This is a genomic window from Bacillota bacterium, assembly GCA_029961055.1.
In the GTDB taxonomy this organism is placed as follows: Bacteria; Bacillota; Sulfobacillia; order JAIMAT01; family JAIMAT01; genus JAIMAT01.
This window is the reverse complement of record JASBVM010000012.1, coordinates 149,024-165,474: the sequence shown is the minus strand read 5'-3', so window position 1 is coordinate 165,474 and position 16,451 is coordinate 149,024. Positions and strand designations below refer to the sequence as shown.

Sequence of the window (16,451 nt, the reverse complement as noted above, 5' to 3'; positions counted from 1 at the left end):
GACCATGATGGTCACGGCTCCCGACATCACCGATGGCAACCTGACCGATCCGCGCGGGATGCTGGAGCCGGACGGGCAGCGGGGGATGCGCTACACCGACGAGCGGATCGCCCGGGCGGTCACCCAGGGGCTGGACGCGGAGGGGAAGCCGCTCGACCCGATCATGCCGCGCTGGCAGCTGACCCCCGACGAGGTGCGCGCGCTGATCGCCTACCTGGGGACGCTTCGCTAGCCGGGCCTGCCGCGGGTGCCCGGGGAGCGGGTCCGCTCCGGCATCATGGCGTCGGATCCGCCACCATGACGCCGGACCCGGACGGACTTGGGGGGGACGTCCCCTCCACCTGCCGTGCCTGGATTCCCACACTTCGCGAACGGCGAACTGGACGCGCCGGCCATCATCGGTAGACTGGAGGCAGCGGGGCGGCTTTCCGGCCCGCGGGGAGGTCAGCCATGAAGAGCTTCCGGTACCTGATCGTCGGCGGGGGCATGGCCGCCGACGCTGCCATCGATGGCATCCGCGAGGTCGACGGGGAGGGCTCCATCGGCCTCTTTTCCGAAGAACGCTTCCCGCCCTACAACCGGCCGCCGCTCTCCAAGGGGCTCTGGAAGGGGGAGCGGCTGGAACAGAACTGGCGGAAGGTGAGGGCGCCCGAGGGCGTCGAGGAGCACCTGGGGACGCGGATCGTCGCGCTCGATCCCGGGGAGCGGACGGCGTTCGACACGGACGGGAACAGGTGGGGATACGAGAAATGCTTCCTGGCCGTGGGCGGACGGGTGAAGCGGCTGCCCTTCGCCGGGGAGCTGGCGCAGGCGGGCGACCTGATCTACTTCCGGACCATGGAAGACTACCTGCAGCTCCGCTGGAAGGCGGCCGTGGAGGGGGAGTTCGTGATCGTCGGCGGCGGCTTCATCGGCGCCGAGGTGGCGGCCGCGCTGCGGATGCAGGGGAAGCAGGTGAGCATGATCTTCCCCGAGGCGACCATCCTGGAGCGCCTCTTCCCGGCGGAGCTGGGCCAGGCGGTCAACCGCGCCTACGAGGAGAAGGGGGTCCGCCTGCTCACCGGCGACGTGCCGGTGGAGATCGCCCGCCAGGGCGAGCTCCTGGAGGTGCGGAGCCAGAAGGGCGAGCGGCTGCGGGCGGGCGCGGTGGTCGCCGGGCTGGGCATCGCGCCCAACCAGGAGCTGGCGCGGGAGGCCGGCCTGGCGGTGGAGGACGGGATCGTGGTCGACCGCTTCCTGAGGACAAGCCAGCCGGACATCTTCGCCGGCGGGGACTGCGCCCGCTTCCCGGCGCCCGCGCTGGGTCCGGGGAGGACGCTCCGCGTGGAGCACGAGGACAACTCCAACGCCCAGGGACGCCTGGCCGGGCGGAACATGGCGCTGGCGGCCACCGGCAAGGCGCCGGGGGCGGCGCGCGACGACGGGGAGGGGCTGGAGCCGTACGACTACCTGCCCTTCTTCTACTCCGACATGTTCGACCTCGGCTACGAGGCGGTGGGGGTCCTCGACTCGCGGCTCCGGACCTTTGCCGACTGGAAGTCGCCCATGGAGGAGGGCGTGGTCTACTACCTCGACCAGGACCGGGTGGTGGGCGTCCTCGACTGGAACGTCTGGGACGCCATCCCCCAGGCGCGCGCCCTGATCGAGGAAGGGGGCTCCTACCCGGACCCCAGCCGGCTGAGCGGAAGGATCGGCGCATGAACGAAGCGCTCCGCTGGCCGCGGCGGAACGACCCCGCCTCCGTCCTCCGGCGCCAGGCGGTTCTGCGCGGGCTGGAGGGCTGGCGCGACGTCGGCGCGCGCGAGGCGGTCTTCCGCCTGCCGGAAGAGCGCGCGGGCTGGGATGAGGCGGTGGAGTGCCTGACCGCGCAGGTGGCCATCCCGGTCAGCGTGGTCGGGCCGCTGGAGGTGGAGCTGGGCGAGTACGGCCTCGACGAGGGGGGACGGCTCCGGGAGCACGCCCGCAGCCGGCAGCGCGTCTGGGTCCCGCTGGCCCAGACCGAGGGCGGCCTGGCAGCCAGCGTCCAGCGCGGGGCCATCGCCGTGGCCGCGGCCGGCGGCATACGGACCTTCGTCCTGGAGGACCGGATCACCCGGGACACCTGTTTCTTCTTCCGCACCTCCGCCGACGCCATCGCCTTCGCCCGCTGGGTGGAGGCCGAGGCGCCCCGCATGGCCGACTGGCTCCAGGAGACGGCCGCGGGCCGGAGCGAGGCCTCCCACCTGCGCCTGGGCCAGAAGCCGCTGGTCAGCCGGCACGCGCTCCTGCGCGAGGTGCGGACCCACGTGGTCGGCCCCTACTGCCACGTCCTCCTCCGTTTCACCACGGGGGACGCCTGCGGGCCGAACATGATCACGCGGAACGCCTACCTCCTGGCCAAGCACTACCTGATGCCCCGCTACCCGGCGGAGGCGGGGGCCCCGCCGGAGGAGTTCGCCCTGGAGACCAACATGGGCGGGGACAAGAAGCCCAGCTTCCTCTACTTCCAGGAAGGCCGCGGCAAGACGGTGCTGGCCGAGGCGACGCTGGCGGAGGGCGTGCTCCGGCGGCTGCTCCGCACCAGCTCGCGGCGGATGATGCGCCTCGGACTGGCCGGGATGCACGGCACCATCGCCAGCGGCATGCAGTCCATGGCCTTCACCCCCGCCTCGGCGGTGGCGGCGCTCTTCGCGGCCACCGGGCAGGACCTGGGCATGGTCGGCACCAGCTCCATGGCCCACGCCACGGCCGAGCGGGTGGAGGGCGGGCTCCACGTCTCCATCCGCTTCCCCGGCCTGGAGGTGGGCACCGTCGGGGGCGGGACCGGGCTTCCGCACCAGCGCGCCTTCCTGGAGATGATGGGCTGCACCGGCCCGGGTTCCGTCTACCGGCTGGCGCAGATCGTGGCGGCCACGGCGCTGGCGCTGGAGGTCTCGGCCGCGGCCGCCATGTCCATGGCCGACAGCGAGGGCTTCGCCCAGGCGCACACCGAGCGCGGCGGCCTGCGCGGGCGCCGCGAGGTGGAAGACGGGCGGTCGGACCGCCCGAAGGAGGTGGGAGCGCGATGATCGAGCTGTTCCCCAAGCTGGAGGAAGACGTCTTCCTTACCCTCTACCACAAGGCGAGGAAGACGCAGCTCACCTCCCTCGACTTCGACTGGGAGGCGCCGAGCGGCTTCGACCCCCGGGAGATGCAGGCGCTCGCCCGCGTCCTGACGCCGGTCTACCTGGGCGAGCAGTCGGCCATGCTGGGCGCGGCGGCGGCGCTGCCGCAGATGTTCAACGCGCACGAGACCAGCGTCCAGCTCTACCTGAGCAGCTTTCTCTCCGACGAAGGCAGGCACTTCGAGATTCTCACCCGCTTCTACCAGCGCGCCGGGGAGCACCCCGCCCGGCTGCGCGAGATCCCCGAGATGCTCCGCTACCACCACCGGCTCCGGCAGGGCGACCGCTTCGACTGGGCCTGGGGCATCCTCATCTCCGACCTCTACTCGAGCCTCTTCTACAAGCTCTTCGCGGAGGCCCGGCCGGACGCGGTCTTCGGCCGCATCTCCTCCGCCGTGCTGGTCGACGAGTCGCGCCACAAGGCCTTCGCCCACCACTACCTGAAGCGGGCGCTGCCGCGCCTGGGCGAGGACCGCCGCCGCGGCCTGGTCCGCATGGAAGAAGACCTGATCGAGATCATCCGCGCCATCGAGAGGAAGCTGGAGGAGGACGCCCGCGTGCTCGGGCTGGACGGGCGCGAGATCGTCGACCGCTGGATCGCCGACATCGAGTACCACGCCCGCCGGATCGGGCTGAAGCCGGCCACCGGCCAGGACGGCGACGACGGCGACGACGGCGGGCCGCTGGCGGCGGAGCCGGGTCCGGAGGCGCTGGCGGGTACGGGGACGGCCCTCCCGGGCGACGACGACCGGGGACAGGACGCCGCCGCGGGCCTTGAGGGCGCCTTCGAGCGGCCGGACGACCAGCCGCGCCGCCGTCTCTTCACCATCCCGCTCGACCGGCTGGCCGAGCCCCTGGGCCAGGCGACCGGCCGGGTGACGGAGAAGCTCCGCCACTGCGGGGCCTGCGCCGTGGCGCTCCTCTGCAAGAGCCGGATCGTCCGCAGCGCGCTGTCCGCCGGCTCGTAGCGGGCGGTGGCCGTCGGCGCCTCCCGGGGCGCGCGGGGCGGCTTCCTCTTCGGCGGCTCCTTCCGGACGGAGCGGAACCTGCGGATGGCGGCCTCGTCCTGACGATCTTGCCGGTGCGCGTCTCTTTCTTCGCGCAGCGCTCGCGCGTCGGGGGGCAAGTTCAGCGGCGGCAAGGGCCGATGGCCGGAGGGGAGCGTGGAAGAGGGGGACGGAGCGGGAAGCGTCTTGGAAGGGGCGGGCGCCGGGCCTGTCCCCTTCCGCGTGCGCCTGGGGGTCCGGGCGGAGGTTTCGCCGCTCAGGTGCTAGCCTCCGGGGGAACCGTCTGCCGAGGTGGGCCGGTCGGATCGGGGCCGGAAGAGCGGCGTCAGGGGGCGGACGCCGGGCAGGCCGCTTCGACCCAGCGGGGGAAGCCCCCATGCATCCTCCAACGTGCGGAGCAGGGAGAGGTGCGAGAAGGGCAGCCCCGACCTGTAGCCCGGCCTGGCCAGAGGGGAGAGCGCCACCAGAAGCGTCCGCCCGCCGCCCGGAGCGAGCCCGGGGGCGGCGCTGGCGTCGTCGCCCGCCCCCTCGTCCCAGGTGACGAAGAGGACGCTCCGGCTGTCCCAGGCGCGCGAGGCGGTCAGCTGCCGGACGAAGGCGCCGAGCCAGGCGTCCGACGCGGCCAGCGGGCAGTCGTGGCCGTCGTGGCAGAGGTCGGGGACCACGAAGGCGAAGGCGGGCAGCCGTCCCGCGCGCAGGTCCCGCGCGAGCGCGTCAAAGCCGACGATCCGGCTCCTGCGGGCAGGCGAGCGGCGGATGTCCTGGAAGTAGCGGAACGGGTTGTGTTTGCCCGCGTAGCGGGTGAGGGGGTTCCAGGGGCCGAGCCAGCCGGGACGGGGAAGGCCCTCCATGTACGCCTTCCACGAGAGGCCCGCCGCCTCCAGGCGGTCGACCAGGTTGGGAGCGTCCACGGTGCAGAACCAGCAGTCGCTGTGGATGCCGAAGGTGTCGCCGCCCAGCAGGGCCAGGTAGTTGGGGAGGCTGGGGTGGGCGACCCCGTAGGTTTGGAGGGCGGTGGCGCCCTGCCGCATCAGCTGCTGGAGTCGAGGCGCCGCACCCGGAGCCAGGAGCGCCGGCGCAGGCCGGTTCTCCAGCACCACCAAGACCACGTGGGAGAAGCGCGGGACGCCTTCCCGGCCGAGCGGCGGGAGGCCCGCGCTTCCGCCCGGACTTGCCGCCGGCGGAGATCCCGGCGAAGCCGCCGGGCTGCCGGAGGGGGCGAGTTCTCCCCGGGGGCGAGCCGGGCTTCCTCCGGTCGAGCCCGGAAGGTGGGCGCAGGCGGCGAGCCCCACCCCGGCCGCCAGCAGGAGCGGGAAGAGAAGCGCGAGGCGCGTCCGGCCCCGCCGGAGCCCCCGCCGGATGCCGGTGCCCGCCCGCCGCGGCCGCCCCGGAACCACGCCACCGGCGGCTTCGCCGGGATCTCCGCCGGCAGCAAGTCAGGCGGAAGCGCGGGCCTCCGCCGCTCGGCCGGGAAGGCGTCCCGCGCTTCTCCCCACGTGGTGGTGGTTTTGGGAGAACCAGCCTGCGCCGGCGCTCAGGGGAAGGAGCGGTGTCAGCGACCCTGCCGTTCCCAGCCGTGATCGGCGTCAAGCCGGTCGGGCCGCCGGGCGCTTCTCGGGCAGCCGCCTGCGCTGGTCTCGGGTGCCGCTCCCGGAGACGGACCGGTGACCGGCTAGCCCCGGCTTCCCCCGGGTCGGGTCGCCCTGCCGCCGGCCTTCCGGCGGGCCGCCGCCCGCCGGATCCGGCGACGTGGCGGGGCAGGGCGCTCGGATGGGCAGCCCAGGAGCCAGCCCTGCCCCAGAGGAACCCCGAGGTGGCGGACGCGCTCGAGCTGTTCCGGTCGCTCGATCCCCTCGGCGACGATCCGGCTGGGCAGCCGGCTGGCCCAGTCGATGAGGCCCTTCACGGCCGGCCCCGAGGTGGCGTCATCCGCCACCAGCCGGGTGAGCTTCCGGTCCATCTTGACGTAGGCGGGGCGGAGCTCCATCACCTGGGCCAGGTTGGAGTAGCCGGCGCCGAAGTCGTCGACCGCCGCCTCGACCCCCTGCAGGCTGGCACAGAGACGGCCCAGCAAGGCGACGGCCTCCGGCGAGCTCTCCGCCTCGCTCAGCTCCAGCACCAGGCGATCCCCTGCCCGCCGGCCGCGGTCGATCCGTTCGCGCAGGTCCGGCACGGCCAGAAGCGTGGCCGCCCGCACGTTGAGGAAGAGCCGGGCGCCGGAACGCACGGCCGGCGCCAGCTCCCGCCAGCTGGCCAGCGCCAGGTCCAGCGCCCCGGCATCGAGCCGATGTACGACGCCCACGGCGTGCGCGGCAGCGAAGAGCCGCGAGGGCGATTCCCACGCGCTCCGCCGCGGGCCGCGGAGGAGCGCCTCGTAGCCGTGGACCTCCCCGCTCTCCAGATCGACGACGGGCTGGAAGACCGTGTGGAATCCCAGCCGGCGCAGCCAGCGCGCGCCCGATCCCCGCTTCCTGACGATGCCCATGCGCCGCCTCGCTTCCCGCCGACCCCCCAGGCTAGGAAGGGAGCAGCGCCCCCGGCTACCCTCCGCACGGGCGATGTTGGGCCGGCAGCTCCTCCGATGGGGCGGGTCGCAAAGGATGAGGCGGGAGGGAAGGCGGTGCGGGCGGCGACCGGTGGCGCGCGCCGCCCTCCGTCTCCGGACCGATCCGACCCCTACCCCCGCGCCAGCGCTCCCAGAAGCGCGGAGACCATGCCCACCAGGAAGATCCCGTCGAAGACGCCGGCGCCGCCCACGCTCAGCGACAGCGCGTCCTGCCGCAGCACCTCGCGCAGGTGGAGGAGGTCGGCGCCGATCAGCGTGCCCAGGACGCCGCCCACGTAGGCCACCGGCGAGACCTCGGCGCCCCGGGCCAGGAGGAAGGCGACCGCCGCGGCGGCCAGCGGCGGGATGAAGGGCGGCAGGACGATGCCGACGCCGGCCCGGGGCCGGGCGATCCGCTCGGCCACCAGCGTGACCACGCCGATCGTGACCAGCATGGGCAGGAGGGGGCCGCGGATGAGCAGGTAGAGGGCGAAGAGACCCGGCAGCAGCGCCCCGCCCACGTTGAGGTAGACCACCTGCTCCCGCACCTCCGGCGGGTAGTAGAAGAGAAACGACCGCAGGCCCGCGGCCGGCCGCTCGTAGTAGACGGTCCTTCGCCAGACGGGGATGTTGATCACGCTTCCCACCAGCGAGCCGGCGAAGAGCCAGAAGGACTCGGCCGGCGAGAGCCCCAGGGCGCTGAACGAGGCGGCCGAGAGCTGCGCGAAGAACGAGAAGAAGAGCCAGGGCAGCGCCAGCAAGAGGAGCAGGAGCAGGAGGAGCGGCACGCGTCAGACGCCTCCCCGCAGCGGGGCGATTTCCACCTCCTGGCCGCGCTGGAGCCCCAACTCGCGCCGGGCGCTGCCACGGTGGACTGCCACCAGGATATCGCCGGACGAGTCCTCGAGTAAGAGCGCTGCACCCTCGGGCACGTCGCCGAAGGTGCGGGCCACGGGCAGCCGCCAGCTCCGGCCGCCCGCCGCCAGCCGCGCCGGCCGCCCGGGGGCCAGTCCGAGGTCGCCGAGGAGCCGGGCCGGTGCGCGCAACCGCGCCGACCCGAAGGGGTCGAAGAGGATCACCGTGGCGATCAGGCGCGGCTCGGGCGCCTTCTCCAGCCGCGGCTCCGGGAGCGGGGCGGGGAGCAGGCTCTCGGGCTCCACCGGGGGTCCCATGGCCTCCGGCGGGAGACCCTTCGCCAGGTGGGCGGCCGCCGGCGCGAAGAGGTCACGGCCGTGGAAGGTGGAGGAGAGCCCGGGCAGCCGGTAGGCGGGATTCTCCAGGCTCCAGGCGCCCTTCACCCCACCCAGGGCGGCGGCCGCGGCCATGAGCAGGCCGTTGTCGGGTCCCACCAGCAGGTCGCCGCGCGCCGCCAGCACCACCACGGCCCGCCGCCCGCCGCCGACGCCGGGGTCGACCACCGCCAGCCAGACGCTGCCCGGCGGTGCATAGGGAGCGGCGTCCATCGCCACCAGGGCGCCCGCCGCCACGTCGAAGGGCGGCACGTGATGACTCAGGTCGATCACCGGCACCTCCGGCGCGATGGAGGCGATCACCGCCCGGCAGATCCCGGGGTATTCCGACGCGCCGAAGTCGCTCAGGAAGAGGACAGGCCGCACCCCGTCCCTCACCACCTCAGCTCAACCACTCCCCCGCGTCCACCGGGAGCGCCGCACCCGAGAGCGGGCAGGCGGGGTCGGCCAGCCAGCGGACCACCGCCGCCACGTCCTCCAGGGGCGCCGCGGGCCGGGGCAGGACCGCCCGCTGCCGGGGCATCCCGCCCTCCGCCCGGCGAGGAGGCCGCCCGCCGCCTCGGCCGGACGCATCCAGGTGCCCTGCGCCCCCGGTCGCCCGGAGCACCGCGTTGACGCGGACGCCGGCGGGCGCCAGCTCCCGCGCCAGCCGCCAGGCCAGCGCCAGGCGGGCGCGGGAGAGCATGGCGTGCAGCGACCCTTCCCCGAGGCTGCGGACTGGGGCGGGGCCGGCGTCCACCACCACGGCGCCCCCTTCCGGCCCGAAGTAGGGCGGCGCCAGCCGGCAGAGCTGCCAGGCGCCGAGAAGCCCGCGTTCCAGCAAGTCGTCCAGGTCTTCGCCCCCCGACCCGTCCTCCCTTCGCGCAGGGCCGGGGGCCGCTCCCGGGGAGAGCTCCGCCCCCGGGGCCGCGATCTCCTCCCCGAGACCGACGAAGAGGGCGGACGCCGGCCCGAAGTGGTCGCGGGCCCGCCGGAGTGCCTGCTCGACGCCCGCGGCGCTGCGCACGTCGACCCTCACCGGCAGCGGCTGGCCTCCCAGGCTGCTCACCGCCGCCACCAGCTCCCCCCCCGGGTTCCGGTCGAAAAGCGAGAGCGAGGCGTGCTCCGCGGCCCAGAGGAGGGCGCACGCCCTGCCCAGCCCGGTGCCGGCGCCGGAGACGATCACGTGCCCGCGGCGGCGGGAGCACGGCTCGGGGGGTGCGGTGCCGCCGGCCCACCGCGGCCCGGCCGCCAGCGCCTCCGGCCAGGTGGCGATCGGCCCGGGGAAGAGCGGTGGCAACGCCGCCCCCGGCGCCGCCTGGACCGTCCCCGTCAGCCAGTCGGCGCGCCGGGAGAGGAGGAAGGCCGCCAGCCGGGCCAGCGCCTCCTCGCCCCCGGCGGCGCCGGGCAGGAGGAGATGGGCGGTGGCGCCGCGCGGACCCAGCTCGTGCGCCAACGCCTGCACCAGCCCGGCCAGGGCGGCGTTGCCCAGCTCGGCCAGCGCGCCGCCCGAGGCGGCGAACCCCACCAGGAGGTGGCGCCGGACGGGGGCCGGGGCGCTGCGGACGCTCCGCTCCGTGGCGGCCAGCGCCCTGATCAGCTGGCGCAGCTGGCCGGGCTGCGCCTCCAGGAGCGAGGCCGCGGGCGGGAGCGCCCCGGCCACCGTCACCCGTCCGGCCGGCTCTCCGGCGACCCCCGCGGGGAGAAGCGCCTGCTGCTCCGAGCGGAGCCGCTCCAGTGCGCCCAGGAAGCGGCGGATCCCCGGCTCGAGCCCCTCCCCCGCGACCGCGACGCCGTCGGGCGAGACGGGCGCCGTTGAAAGCCTGGCCATCGCATCCACCTCGGCCCGCCTCTTCCACGGCCTCTCCGCGGCTCCTCCCGCCTCTTTCCCCGCTCCCGCGCCAGGAAGCGCGCCAGCCGGTCCTCGCCGTCGCAGCAGCAGGGAAACCGTCGGCGTGCGGCGAAATGTGGGGTCGAATGTGGTATATACCACAATAAGCCAGTACGTACCGCGCAAAGGCGGGCTGAGGCCGGTGAGCCGCATGGAGGAGCGCCGGGAGCCGGAGGCTGTCGGGGGTGGAAGCTCTGCGACGCGGGGCGGACGGCGGGGCGTCCGGCTCGACCCCGGGCGCCCCTATCACGAGCAGATCCTCGGCCACCTCCTGGAGGCGATCCAGACCGGCCGGCTCGCGGTGGGGGCGAGGCTTCCCTCGGAACGGGAGCTGGCGGAGCGATACGGCGTCAGCCGGATGACCTGCCGGCGCGCGTTGCAGGAGCTGGTCGACCTGGGCCTGGCCGAGCGGCAGGTGGGCCGCGGCAGCTTCGTCGCGCAGGCCAAGGTGCGCCAGCAGCTGCAGGGGCTCACCTCGTTCACCGAGGACATGCGGGCGTTGGGGCTGCGGCCGTCGAGCCGGCTGCTCGCGGTCGGCCGGCGCCTGCCCGACGCCGAGGCGCAGCGCCTCCTCGGCCTCCGCCGGGGAGAGCCGGTCCTCTACCTGAAGCGGCTCCGCCTGGCGGACGGGAGGCCCATGGCGCTGGAGATCAACCACCTGCCCATCCTCCGGCTGCCCGGCCTGGAGGAGCTGCCGGAAGAGGTGCTGGAGGGCTCGCTCTACCAGCTCCTCGCCGGGCGCTGGGGGCGCCGGCCCACCCGGGCCACGCAGACGCTGGAAGCGTGCCGGGCGGGACCGGAGCAGGCGAGTCTCCTGGGGGTCGAGCCCGGCGCGCCGCTTCTCCGCATGACGCGCCTGACGCTGGACCAGGACGGAGTGCCGCTGGAGTTCGTCCGGTCATACTACCGGGGAGATCGATACCGCTTCCAGGTCGAGTTGCGCCGCCCGTGGAGCGCGGCACCCGGCGCGGCGGTCGGAAGGCAGGAAGGGGGTGACGGCCCCGGCGAGGCCGCGGGGAGGAACGGAGAGGTGTAAAGGATGCAGCCCGTCCGCCCGGATGAGGCGGCGGGCCGTGGTCCCGCGAGGAGGGACGAATCGATGGAAGGTTATCCGATCTGGGTGGCGGCGGCGCTGGCCCTCTGGGGCTACGTCGGCATCGTGCTCCAGCTGGGCCCCGGGCTCTGGTGGCAGGAGGCGCTCATCGCCGGTGCGGTCACCGGCCTGATCGTCGGGGATCTGCCCCTGGGGCTCACCATCGGAGCCACCCTGACGCTGATGTCGCTGGGCCTCTGGACCTACGGCGGGGCGACCATCCCGGACTTCCAGACCGGCGCCATCATCGGCACGGCGATCGGCGCGCTCGGCGGCGGCATGTCGGCCGGCCTGGCCGTGGCCGTCCCCACCGCCCTGCTGATGACGCAGATGGACGTGCTCGGTCGTGCCGTCACCACCTTCTTCATCCATGCGGCCGACCGGTACGCCGAGGAAGGCAACGAGCGCGGCCTCGCCTGGATGCACTTCCTGGGACAGATCCCATGGGGTCTCACCCGGGCGATCCCCATCTTCCTGGCGGTCTGGCTGGGCGCGGGCCCGATCCAGTCGCTGGTCCACTCCATGCCCGCATGGTTCACCGACGGCATGACCACCACCGGCCGGATCCTGCCCGCCCTGGGCTTCGCGCTCCTGCTCTCGCAGCTGCCGCTGAAGAGGTACTGGCCGTTCCTGCTCCTGGGATTCATCCTCTTCGCCTACCTCAAGATGCCGGTCATCGGCATCGCGCTTCTGGCCGTGGCTGTCGGCTTCATCGTCAACATGGTGCAGGCGGGGGGGCAGTCCAATGTCTGAGCCGGTGGAGAACCGTCCCGTCGACGGCGGCGGCGAGGGGCCGATGGAGCTGGATCAGGCGACCGTCCGCAGCGCCATGTGGCGGCACATCCTCACGCTGCAGTGGTCCTGGAACTACGAGCGGATGCAGGCGCTGGGCTACTGCTACTCGATGCTGCCCGTGATCGACAAGGTCTACAAGACCAAGGAAGAGCGGATCGCCGCCATGAAGCGGCACCTGGCCTTCTACAACACCAACCCGCAGGTCGGCTCGCCACCCATCTTCGGGGCGACGGTGGCGCTGGAGGCACAGAAGCAGGGCCAGATGGTGGACAGCCTGAAGGTGGCCCTGATGGGCCCGCTGGCCGGCATCGGCGACACGCTCCAGGCCGTGCTCTACCGGCCCATCATCGCCGTCTTCGCCGCCTCCATGGCGCTGTCGGGGAGCCTGGGAGGACCTCTGCTCATGTTCCTCTCCGGGCTGCTCTGGACGGCGCTCATGATCCCGCTCTTCCGGCTCGGCTACCGCGAGGGCGTGGGCCTGGCCGCGCAGGTGGCGGAGGGCGGGCTGGTGACGCGCATCACCGACCTGGCCACGCTGATGGGCGTCATCGTCATCGGCGGCTTCGTGCCCAGCATCATGGCCAAGGTGCAGACGCCGCTCGAGTTCGCCCGCAGGGTGACCGTCCAGGGCAAGGTGACCGAGCAGGTGGTCAAGATCCAGTCGGTCCTCGACCAGATCGTGCCCTACCTGATCCCGGTCCTGCTGGTCGCCTTCGCCTACTGGCTCCTGCGCGGGCTGCGGCTTTCGCCGGTCTGGGTGATGGTCGTCCTCTTCGTGGTCGGCTTCGGCCTGAGCGCGCTCGGCGTGCTCTGAGATCCATCGGATGAGGGTGCGTCCCGCCTCCGGCGGCGGGCGCACCCTCGCCTGGCGGGGGGGTCTGACCGACGTGGTGGGCGTGGTCCTGGTCTCGCACGGCCCGCTGGCCGAGGGGCTGAAGGGGGCGGCCGAGATGATCGTCGGCCCCCAGGAGCGTCTGGCGGCTGTCGGCATGGATGCGGCGGCCGACGTCGAAGCGTTGCGGGCGGAGATCGAGGGCGCGCTCGCCCGCGTCTCGGAAGGCGCGGACGGCGGCCTGATCCTGGCCGACATGCTGGGCGGCAGCCCGTCCAACGCCAGCGGCTACGCGGCCCTGGCCGGCACGCCGGTCATCTGCGGCGTCAACCTGCCCATGCTGCTCGAGGTGCTCATGCGCCGCGAGTCGGCGGGCCCGCTGGAGCTGGCGGCCGCAGCGCTGGAGGCGGGCCGCCAGGGGGTCACCGACCTGGGCGCCCGCCTCTCGGGGGGCGCGGGCTGAAGGGCGGGCGGGATGCCCGGAGGGGGGAATGATGTGGCGGTCGTGCACATGCGGATCGACAACCGGCTGATCCACGGCCAGGTGACGACCAGCTGGGTGGGCGCGGTGGGCGCGGACCGGATCGTGGTCACCAACGACGACGTGGCCAAGGATCCCGTCCAGAAGCTGCTCCTGCCCCAGGCGGCGCGGGGGGTGCCCACGTCCATCCTCTCCGTGGAGGAGACGCTGGCGTTCGCCCAGAGCCCCCAGGGTCAGAAAGAGAAGGTTTTCGTCATCGCCAAGCTTCCTTCGGATGCGCTCAGGCTCCTGGAGGGCGGGCTGAAGCCGGGCGAGGTCAACGTGGGGAACCAGGCGCCCGCGCCGGGCACCAGGTTCAAGATGGTGACCCACTCCATCGCGGTGACTCCCGAGGAAGCCGAGATCTACCGGAAGATCGCGGCGCAGGGCTACACGCTCACCTGCCGGATGATGCCCAGCGACCGCCCCACCGACTTCCTGGAGCTCCTGAAACGGAACGGCCTATGAGCGCGGGGCGGGAGCGACCGGCCCGCGCCGCCCGGGCCGGCTGGGCGACGGCGTCCGTCCGGCTCCGGCCGCCCGTCGCCATGGGTGGCTACGCGGCCCGCCGGGAGCCCGCCCGCGCGGTCCACGACCCCCTCGAGGTGCGGGCGCTGGCGCTGGGCGACCCGGAGGACGGAGCGGCCGGTTCCGGGCAGCCCCTGATCCTGGCCGTGGCCGACCTGCTGGCGGTGGACGCCGGCCTGGTGGCGGAGGCGCGGCGGCGCCTCCAGGCGAGGCGACCCGGTGCCCGGCTCTGGCTTGCGGCGACGCACACCCACTCCGGGCCGGACGTCGGGCTGGGGCGCCTCTCCGACGGCCCCTCCGATCCGGAGGTGGAGGAGGCCGTCCTGGCCGCCGTGCTGGAGGCGGCCGAAGCGGCATCCGGCTCCCTGCGGCCCGTCCGCCCGGCCTGGGTCTCGGCGCCGGCCGCCGGGGTGGGGACGCCCCGCGACCATCCCCAGGAAGGGGCCGAGCTCGACCTCGACCTGCTGATCCTCGACCCGGCGGACGGCGACACCTCCGGGAAGCCGCTGGCGGTCTTCGGCAGCTTCCCCTGCCACCCGACGGTGCTGGGCGAGTCGAACCTGGAGATCTCGTCCGACCTCCCCGGCGCCTTCCGGCGCCGGCTGGGGGAGAGGCTGGACGATCGAACGTGGGTGGCGCTGGCCACCGGGGCGGCGGGCGACGTCAGCACCCGGCACACCCGCAGGGGGCAGGATTTCGCGGAGGTGGAGCGGCTGGGCGGCCTCCTGGCCGATCGCGCCCTCGAGCTCCTCCCCCGCAGGCGCCCTCTCGCGCCGGGAGGTCCGGTCGCGGCAAGCCGGCTCCGTCGCTTCGCGCCCAAGGAGCCGCCTGACCCCGTCCTCCTGGAGCGGACCGAGAGCGAGTTGCGGGCGCGCCTGGAGGCGGCGCGGCGAGCCGGGCGCCAGGCCGAGGCGCGGACCGTGGTCACCGCGCTCCAGGGGGTGGAGGCGGTCCGGAGGCTCTCCGACCGGCTCGGCTCCCTCGACCTGGAAGCCGAGCTGGCCGCGGCGGCCTGGGGGGAGCTCCGCCTGGCGGCCGTCCCAGGCGAGCTCTATCACCGTCCCGGGGACGCCATCCGGCGGTCCGGCGGCCGGCCCACCCTGCTGCTGGGCTACGCCAACGGCTACCTGGGCTACATTCCGGAGGCGTCGGCCTACGGCCAGGCCGACTACGAGGTGCTGACCAGCCCCTTCGGGCCCGGCGCCGCGGAGGAGATGGTCTCCGCCTTCCGGGAGCTTCTGGCGGCTCTCGAGGTCGCGGCGGGCGGCGAGCACGGAGAGGGAGGCGCGGGGGCATGACCGGGGCGACGGAGAAGGGGTCGGAACGGGTGGCGCTCTTCGCCGAGCGGGTGAGCGGCATGATCCGGGCGGCCGCCGAGGAGCAGGGCGAGGCGATCGGGCAGGCCGCCCGGCTGGTGGCGGAAAGCCTCGCGCGGGGCGGTCTCCTCCACCTGCTGGGCACCGGCCACTCCCACCTGCTGGCCGAGGAGATCTACTCCCGGGCAGGCGGCCTGCTCCCGGTGCAGGTGATCGAGTCGGCGCCGCTCATGCTCCATGAGGACGCGGTCGCCTCCGGCGACTGGGAGAAGCTGCCCGGCGTGGCCGCCATCCTCCTGGAGCATGCGGCCGTCGACCCGGAGCGGGACGTGCTCCTGGTCATCTCCAACTCCGGCCGGAACGCCGTGCCGGTGGAGGCGGCGGAATGGGCGCGGAGCCGCGGGATGCCGGTCATCGCCCTGACCTCGCTCGCCCACTCGCGCTCGGTCGCCTCGCTGGCGCCCTCGGGGCGGCGGCTCTTCGAGGTGGCCGACGTGGTCCTGGACAACCTGGGCGAGCCGGGGGACGCGGTGATGGAGCTGCGTCCGGGCCTGCGCGTGGCCGCCACCTCGACGGTGGTCGGCGCCTGGCTCCTCCAGGCGCTGGTCCTGGCCACCGCGGAGCGGTTGCTGGAGGAAGGGGCGGAGCCGCCGGTCCTCCGCTCGGGCAACGTCCCGGGCGCCGAGGAAGCCAACCGCGCGTTGCTCCTGCGCTGGACGGGCAGGCTTCCTGACGCGTACGAGCGGCTGCGGCGAAGCGTCGCGAAGGGGGTTGGAGCGGATGACGGGAAGGCTTGACGGCCGGGGAGGGGAGCGTTTCGGGAAGGAGCTCTTCTGGCGCCGGGCCTCGGAGGTGCTGGAGCGCGTGGTGGCGACGCAGGGCGAGGCGGTCCGCAGGGCGGCGGAGCTCTTCGCCGGCCGCATCGAGCAGGACGGCGTGATCCATGCCTTCGGCACGGGCCACTCCCGCGCCTTCGCCATGGAACTGGCCAACCGGGCAGGCGGGCTCGTCCCCTTCGACATGATGAGCCTCGAGCAGCTGGTGCTGGCGGGCTGGCCTCCCGAGCGCGTCTTCGACCCGGAGCTGGAGCGCGACCCGGAGGCGGGGCGGGCGCTCCTGGCGCTCCACCGGCTGGAGCCCCACGACGCCTTCATCATCGCCTCCAACTCGGGCGTCAACCCGGCCGTCGTCGAGGTGGCGCTGCGGGCGAAGGAGGGCGGTTACCCGCTGGTGGCGGTCACCTCGCTGGAGCACACGCGGCAGGTGGAGTCGCGCCACGAGAGCGGGAAGAAGCTGGTCGAGCTGGCGGACGTGGTGGTGGACAACTGCGGGCCCTTCGGGGACGCGCTTCTGGACCTGCCGGGCGGCGGGCGCGCCTGCTCGGTCTCCTCGCTGACCGGTGCGCTGATCGCCCAGATGCTGACGGCGGAGATCGTGGGGCTGCTCCTCGAACGCGGCCAGCGGCCGCCTGTGCTCATCTCCGTCAACGTGCCCGGCGGGAGGGAGCGGAACGAAGAGCTCCGCCGGCACTACGCGGGGCGAGTCTGAGGGC

The 16,451-nt window shown here is 74.1% G+C and carries 17 protein-coding genes; 12 read left to right on the top strand and 5 right to left on the bottom strand.

Translation table 11 applies throughout. The features are described from left to right. The 4 genes from QJR14_05420 to QJR14_05405 form a co-directional block, all read left to right on the top strand. A partial coding sequence (locus QJR14_05420; GenBank protein MDI3317039.1) for a c-type cytochrome occupies positions 1–232 on the top strand: 232 nt, incomplete at its 5' end. Between the two features lie 218 nt (positions 233–450). Then, positions 451–1,701 (top strand): FAD-dependent oxidoreductase, encoded by a 1,251-nt coding sequence (locus QJR14_05415; protein ID MDI3317038.1) that lies wholly within the window; start codon positions 451–453, stop codon positions 1,699–1,701. Next, the gene (locus QJR14_05410; GenBank protein ID MDI3317037.1) at positions 1,698–3,047 is read left to right on the top strand and encodes a 3-hydroxy-3-methylglutaryl-CoA reductase; all 1,350 of its coding nucleotides are present in this window, start codon (positions 1,698–1,700) and stop codon (positions 3,045–3,047) included. The genes QJR14_05415 and QJR14_05410 overlap by 4 nt, the downstream gene beginning before the upstream one ends. After that, complete coding sequence (locus QJR14_05405; protein ID MDI3317036.1) at positions 3,044–4,111, top strand: hypothetical protein; 1,068 nt, start codon at positions 3,044–3,046, stop codon at positions 4,109–4,111. Before QJR14_05410 ends, QJR14_05405 begins: the two co-directional genes overlap by 4 nt. A gap of 302 nt (positions 4,112–4,413) precedes the next feature. Here the strand turns inward: QJR14_05405 and QJR14_05400 are convergent, their stop codons facing one another. From QJR14_05400 to QJR14_05380, 5 genes are all read right to left on the bottom strand, one after another. Continuing rightward, positions 4,414–5,259 carry an alkaline phosphatase family protein gene (locus QJR14_05400; protein MDI3317035.1) on the bottom strand — a complete coding sequence of 282 codons (846 nt, stop codon included), beginning with the start codon at positions 5,257–5,259 and terminating at the stop codon, positions 4,414–4,416. A gap of 563 nt (positions 5,260–5,822) precedes the next feature. After that, entirely contained in the window at positions 5,823–6,635 is an 813-nt protein-coding gene (locus QJR14_05395; protein MDI3317034.1) for an EAL domain-containing protein, read from the bottom strand. Positions 6,636–6,826: 191 nt separating this feature from the next. After that, entirely contained in the window at positions 6,827–7,483 is a 657-nt protein-coding gene (locus tag QJR14_05390) for a DUF1614 domain-containing protein (GenBank protein MDI3317033.1), read from the bottom strand. Between the two features lie 3 nt (positions 7,484–7,486). Continuing rightward, on the bottom strand, positions 7,487–8,323 hold the full coding sequence (locus QJR14_05385) for an SAM-dependent chlorinase/fluorinase (protein ID MDI3317032.1): 837 nt from the start codon (positions 8,321–8,323) through the stop codon (positions 7,487–7,489). Between the two features lie 4 nt (positions 8,324–8,327). After that, positions 8,328–9,755, bottom strand: a complete 1,428-nt coding sequence (locus QJR14_05380) for an SDR family NAD(P)-dependent oxidoreductase (protein ID MDI3317031.1) — start codon at positions 9,753–9,755, stop codon at positions 8,328–8,330. A 211-nt stretch (positions 9,756–9,966) separates the two neighbouring features. Between QJR14_05380 and QJR14_05375 the strand changes: the two genes are divergently transcribed. The 8 genes from QJR14_05375 to QJR14_05340 all read left to right on the top strand — a co-directional run bounded on the left by QJR14_05375 (position 9,967) and on the right by QJR14_05340 (position 16,447). Next, entirely contained in the window at positions 9,967–10,851 is an 885-nt protein-coding gene (locus QJR14_05375; protein MDI3317030.1) for a GntR family transcriptional regulator, read from the top strand. Between the two features lie 63 nt (positions 10,852–10,914). Beyond that, a complete protein-coding gene (locus tag QJR14_05370) occupies positions 10,915–11,661 on the top strand; it encodes a PTS sugar transporter subunit IIC (protein ID MDI3317029.1) in 747 nt (248 codons plus the stop codon). Then, positions 11,654–12,517, top strand: coding sequence for a PTS system mannose/fructose/sorbose family transporter subunit IID (locus QJR14_05365; protein MDI3317028.1), 864 nt, complete (start codon positions 11,654–11,656; stop codon positions 12,515–12,517). Before QJR14_05370 ends, QJR14_05365 begins: the two co-directional genes overlap by 8 nt. A gap of 10 nt (positions 12,518–12,527) precedes the next feature. Next, positions 12,528–12,998 (top strand): PTS sugar transporter subunit IIA, encoded by a 471-nt coding sequence (locus QJR14_05360; GenBank protein MDI3317027.1) that lies wholly within the window; start codon positions 12,528–12,530, stop codon positions 12,996–12,998. Between the two features lie 33 nt (positions 12,999–13,031). Next, positions 13,032–13,523 (top strand): PTS sugar transporter subunit IIB, encoded by a 492-nt coding sequence (locus QJR14_05355; protein ID MDI3317026.1) that lies wholly within the window; start codon positions 13,032–13,034, stop codon positions 13,521–13,523. After that, the gene (locus QJR14_05350) at positions 13,520–14,881 is read left to right on the top strand and encodes a hypothetical protein (GenBank protein MDI3317025.1); all 1,362 of its coding nucleotides are present in this window, start codon (positions 13,520–13,522) and stop codon (positions 14,879–14,881) included. Before QJR14_05355 ends, QJR14_05350 begins: the two co-directional genes overlap by 4 nt. Next, complete coding sequence (locus tag QJR14_05345; GenBank protein ID MDI3317024.1) at positions 14,878–15,696, top strand: SIS domain-containing protein; 819 nt, start codon at positions 14,878–14,880, stop codon at positions 15,694–15,696. Before QJR14_05350 ends, QJR14_05345 begins: the two co-directional genes overlap by 4 nt. Then, positions 15,680–16,447 carry an SIS domain-containing protein gene (locus QJR14_05340; protein MDI3317023.1) on the top strand — a complete coding sequence of 256 codons (768 nt, stop codon included), beginning with the start codon at positions 15,680–15,682 and terminating at the stop codon, positions 16,445–16,447. Before QJR14_05345 ends, QJR14_05340 begins: the two co-directional genes overlap by 17 nt. Positions 16,448–16,451: the final 4 nt, after the last annotated feature.

Coding starts and splice junctions, on each gene's coding strand:
- QJR14_05415 (MDI3317038.1), top strand. CDS start 451: ATGAAGAGCTTCCGGTACCTGATCGTCGGCGGGGGCATGGCCGCCGAC.
- QJR14_05345 (MDI3317024.1), top strand. CDS start 14,878: ATGACCGGGGCGACGGAGAAGGGGTCGGAACGGGTGGCGCTCTTCGCC.
- QJR14_05365 (MDI3317028.1), top strand. CDS start 11,654: ATGTCTGAGCCGGTGGAGAACCGTCCCGTCGACGGCGGCGGCGAGGGG.
- QJR14_05375 (MDI3317030.1), top strand. CDS start 9,967: ATGGAGGAGCGCCGGGAGCCGGAGGCTGTCGGGGGTGGAAGCTCTGCG.
- QJR14_05405 (MDI3317036.1), top strand. CDS start 3,044: ATGATCGAGCTGTTCCCCAAGCTGGAGGAAGACGTCTTCCTTACCCTC.
- QJR14_05370 (MDI3317029.1), top strand. CDS start 10,915: ATGGAAGGTTATCCGATCTGGGTGGCGGCGGCGCTGGCCCTCTGGGGC.
- QJR14_05360 (MDI3317027.1), top strand. CDS start 12,528: ATGAGGGTGCGTCCCGCCTCCGGCGGCGGGCGCACCCTCGCCTGGCGG.
- QJR14_05350 (MDI3317025.1), top strand. CDS start 13,520: ATGAGCGCGGGGCGGGAGCGACCGGCCCGCGCCGCCCGGGCCGGCTGG.
- QJR14_05340 (MDI3317023.1), top strand. CDS start 15,680: ATGACGGGAAGGCTTGACGGCCGGGGAGGGGAGCGTTTCGGGAAGGAG.
- QJR14_05410 (MDI3317037.1), top strand. CDS start 1,698: ATGAACGAAGCGCTCCGCTGGCCGCGGCGGAACGACCCCGCCTCCGTC.
- QJR14_05395 (MDI3317034.1), bottom strand. CDS start 6,635: ATGGGCATCGTCAGGAAGCGGGGATCGGGCGCGCGCTGGCTGCGCCGG.
- QJR14_05380 (MDI3317031.1), bottom strand. CDS start 9,755: ATGGCCAGGCTTTCAACGGCGCCCGTCTCGCCCGACGGCGTCGCGGTC.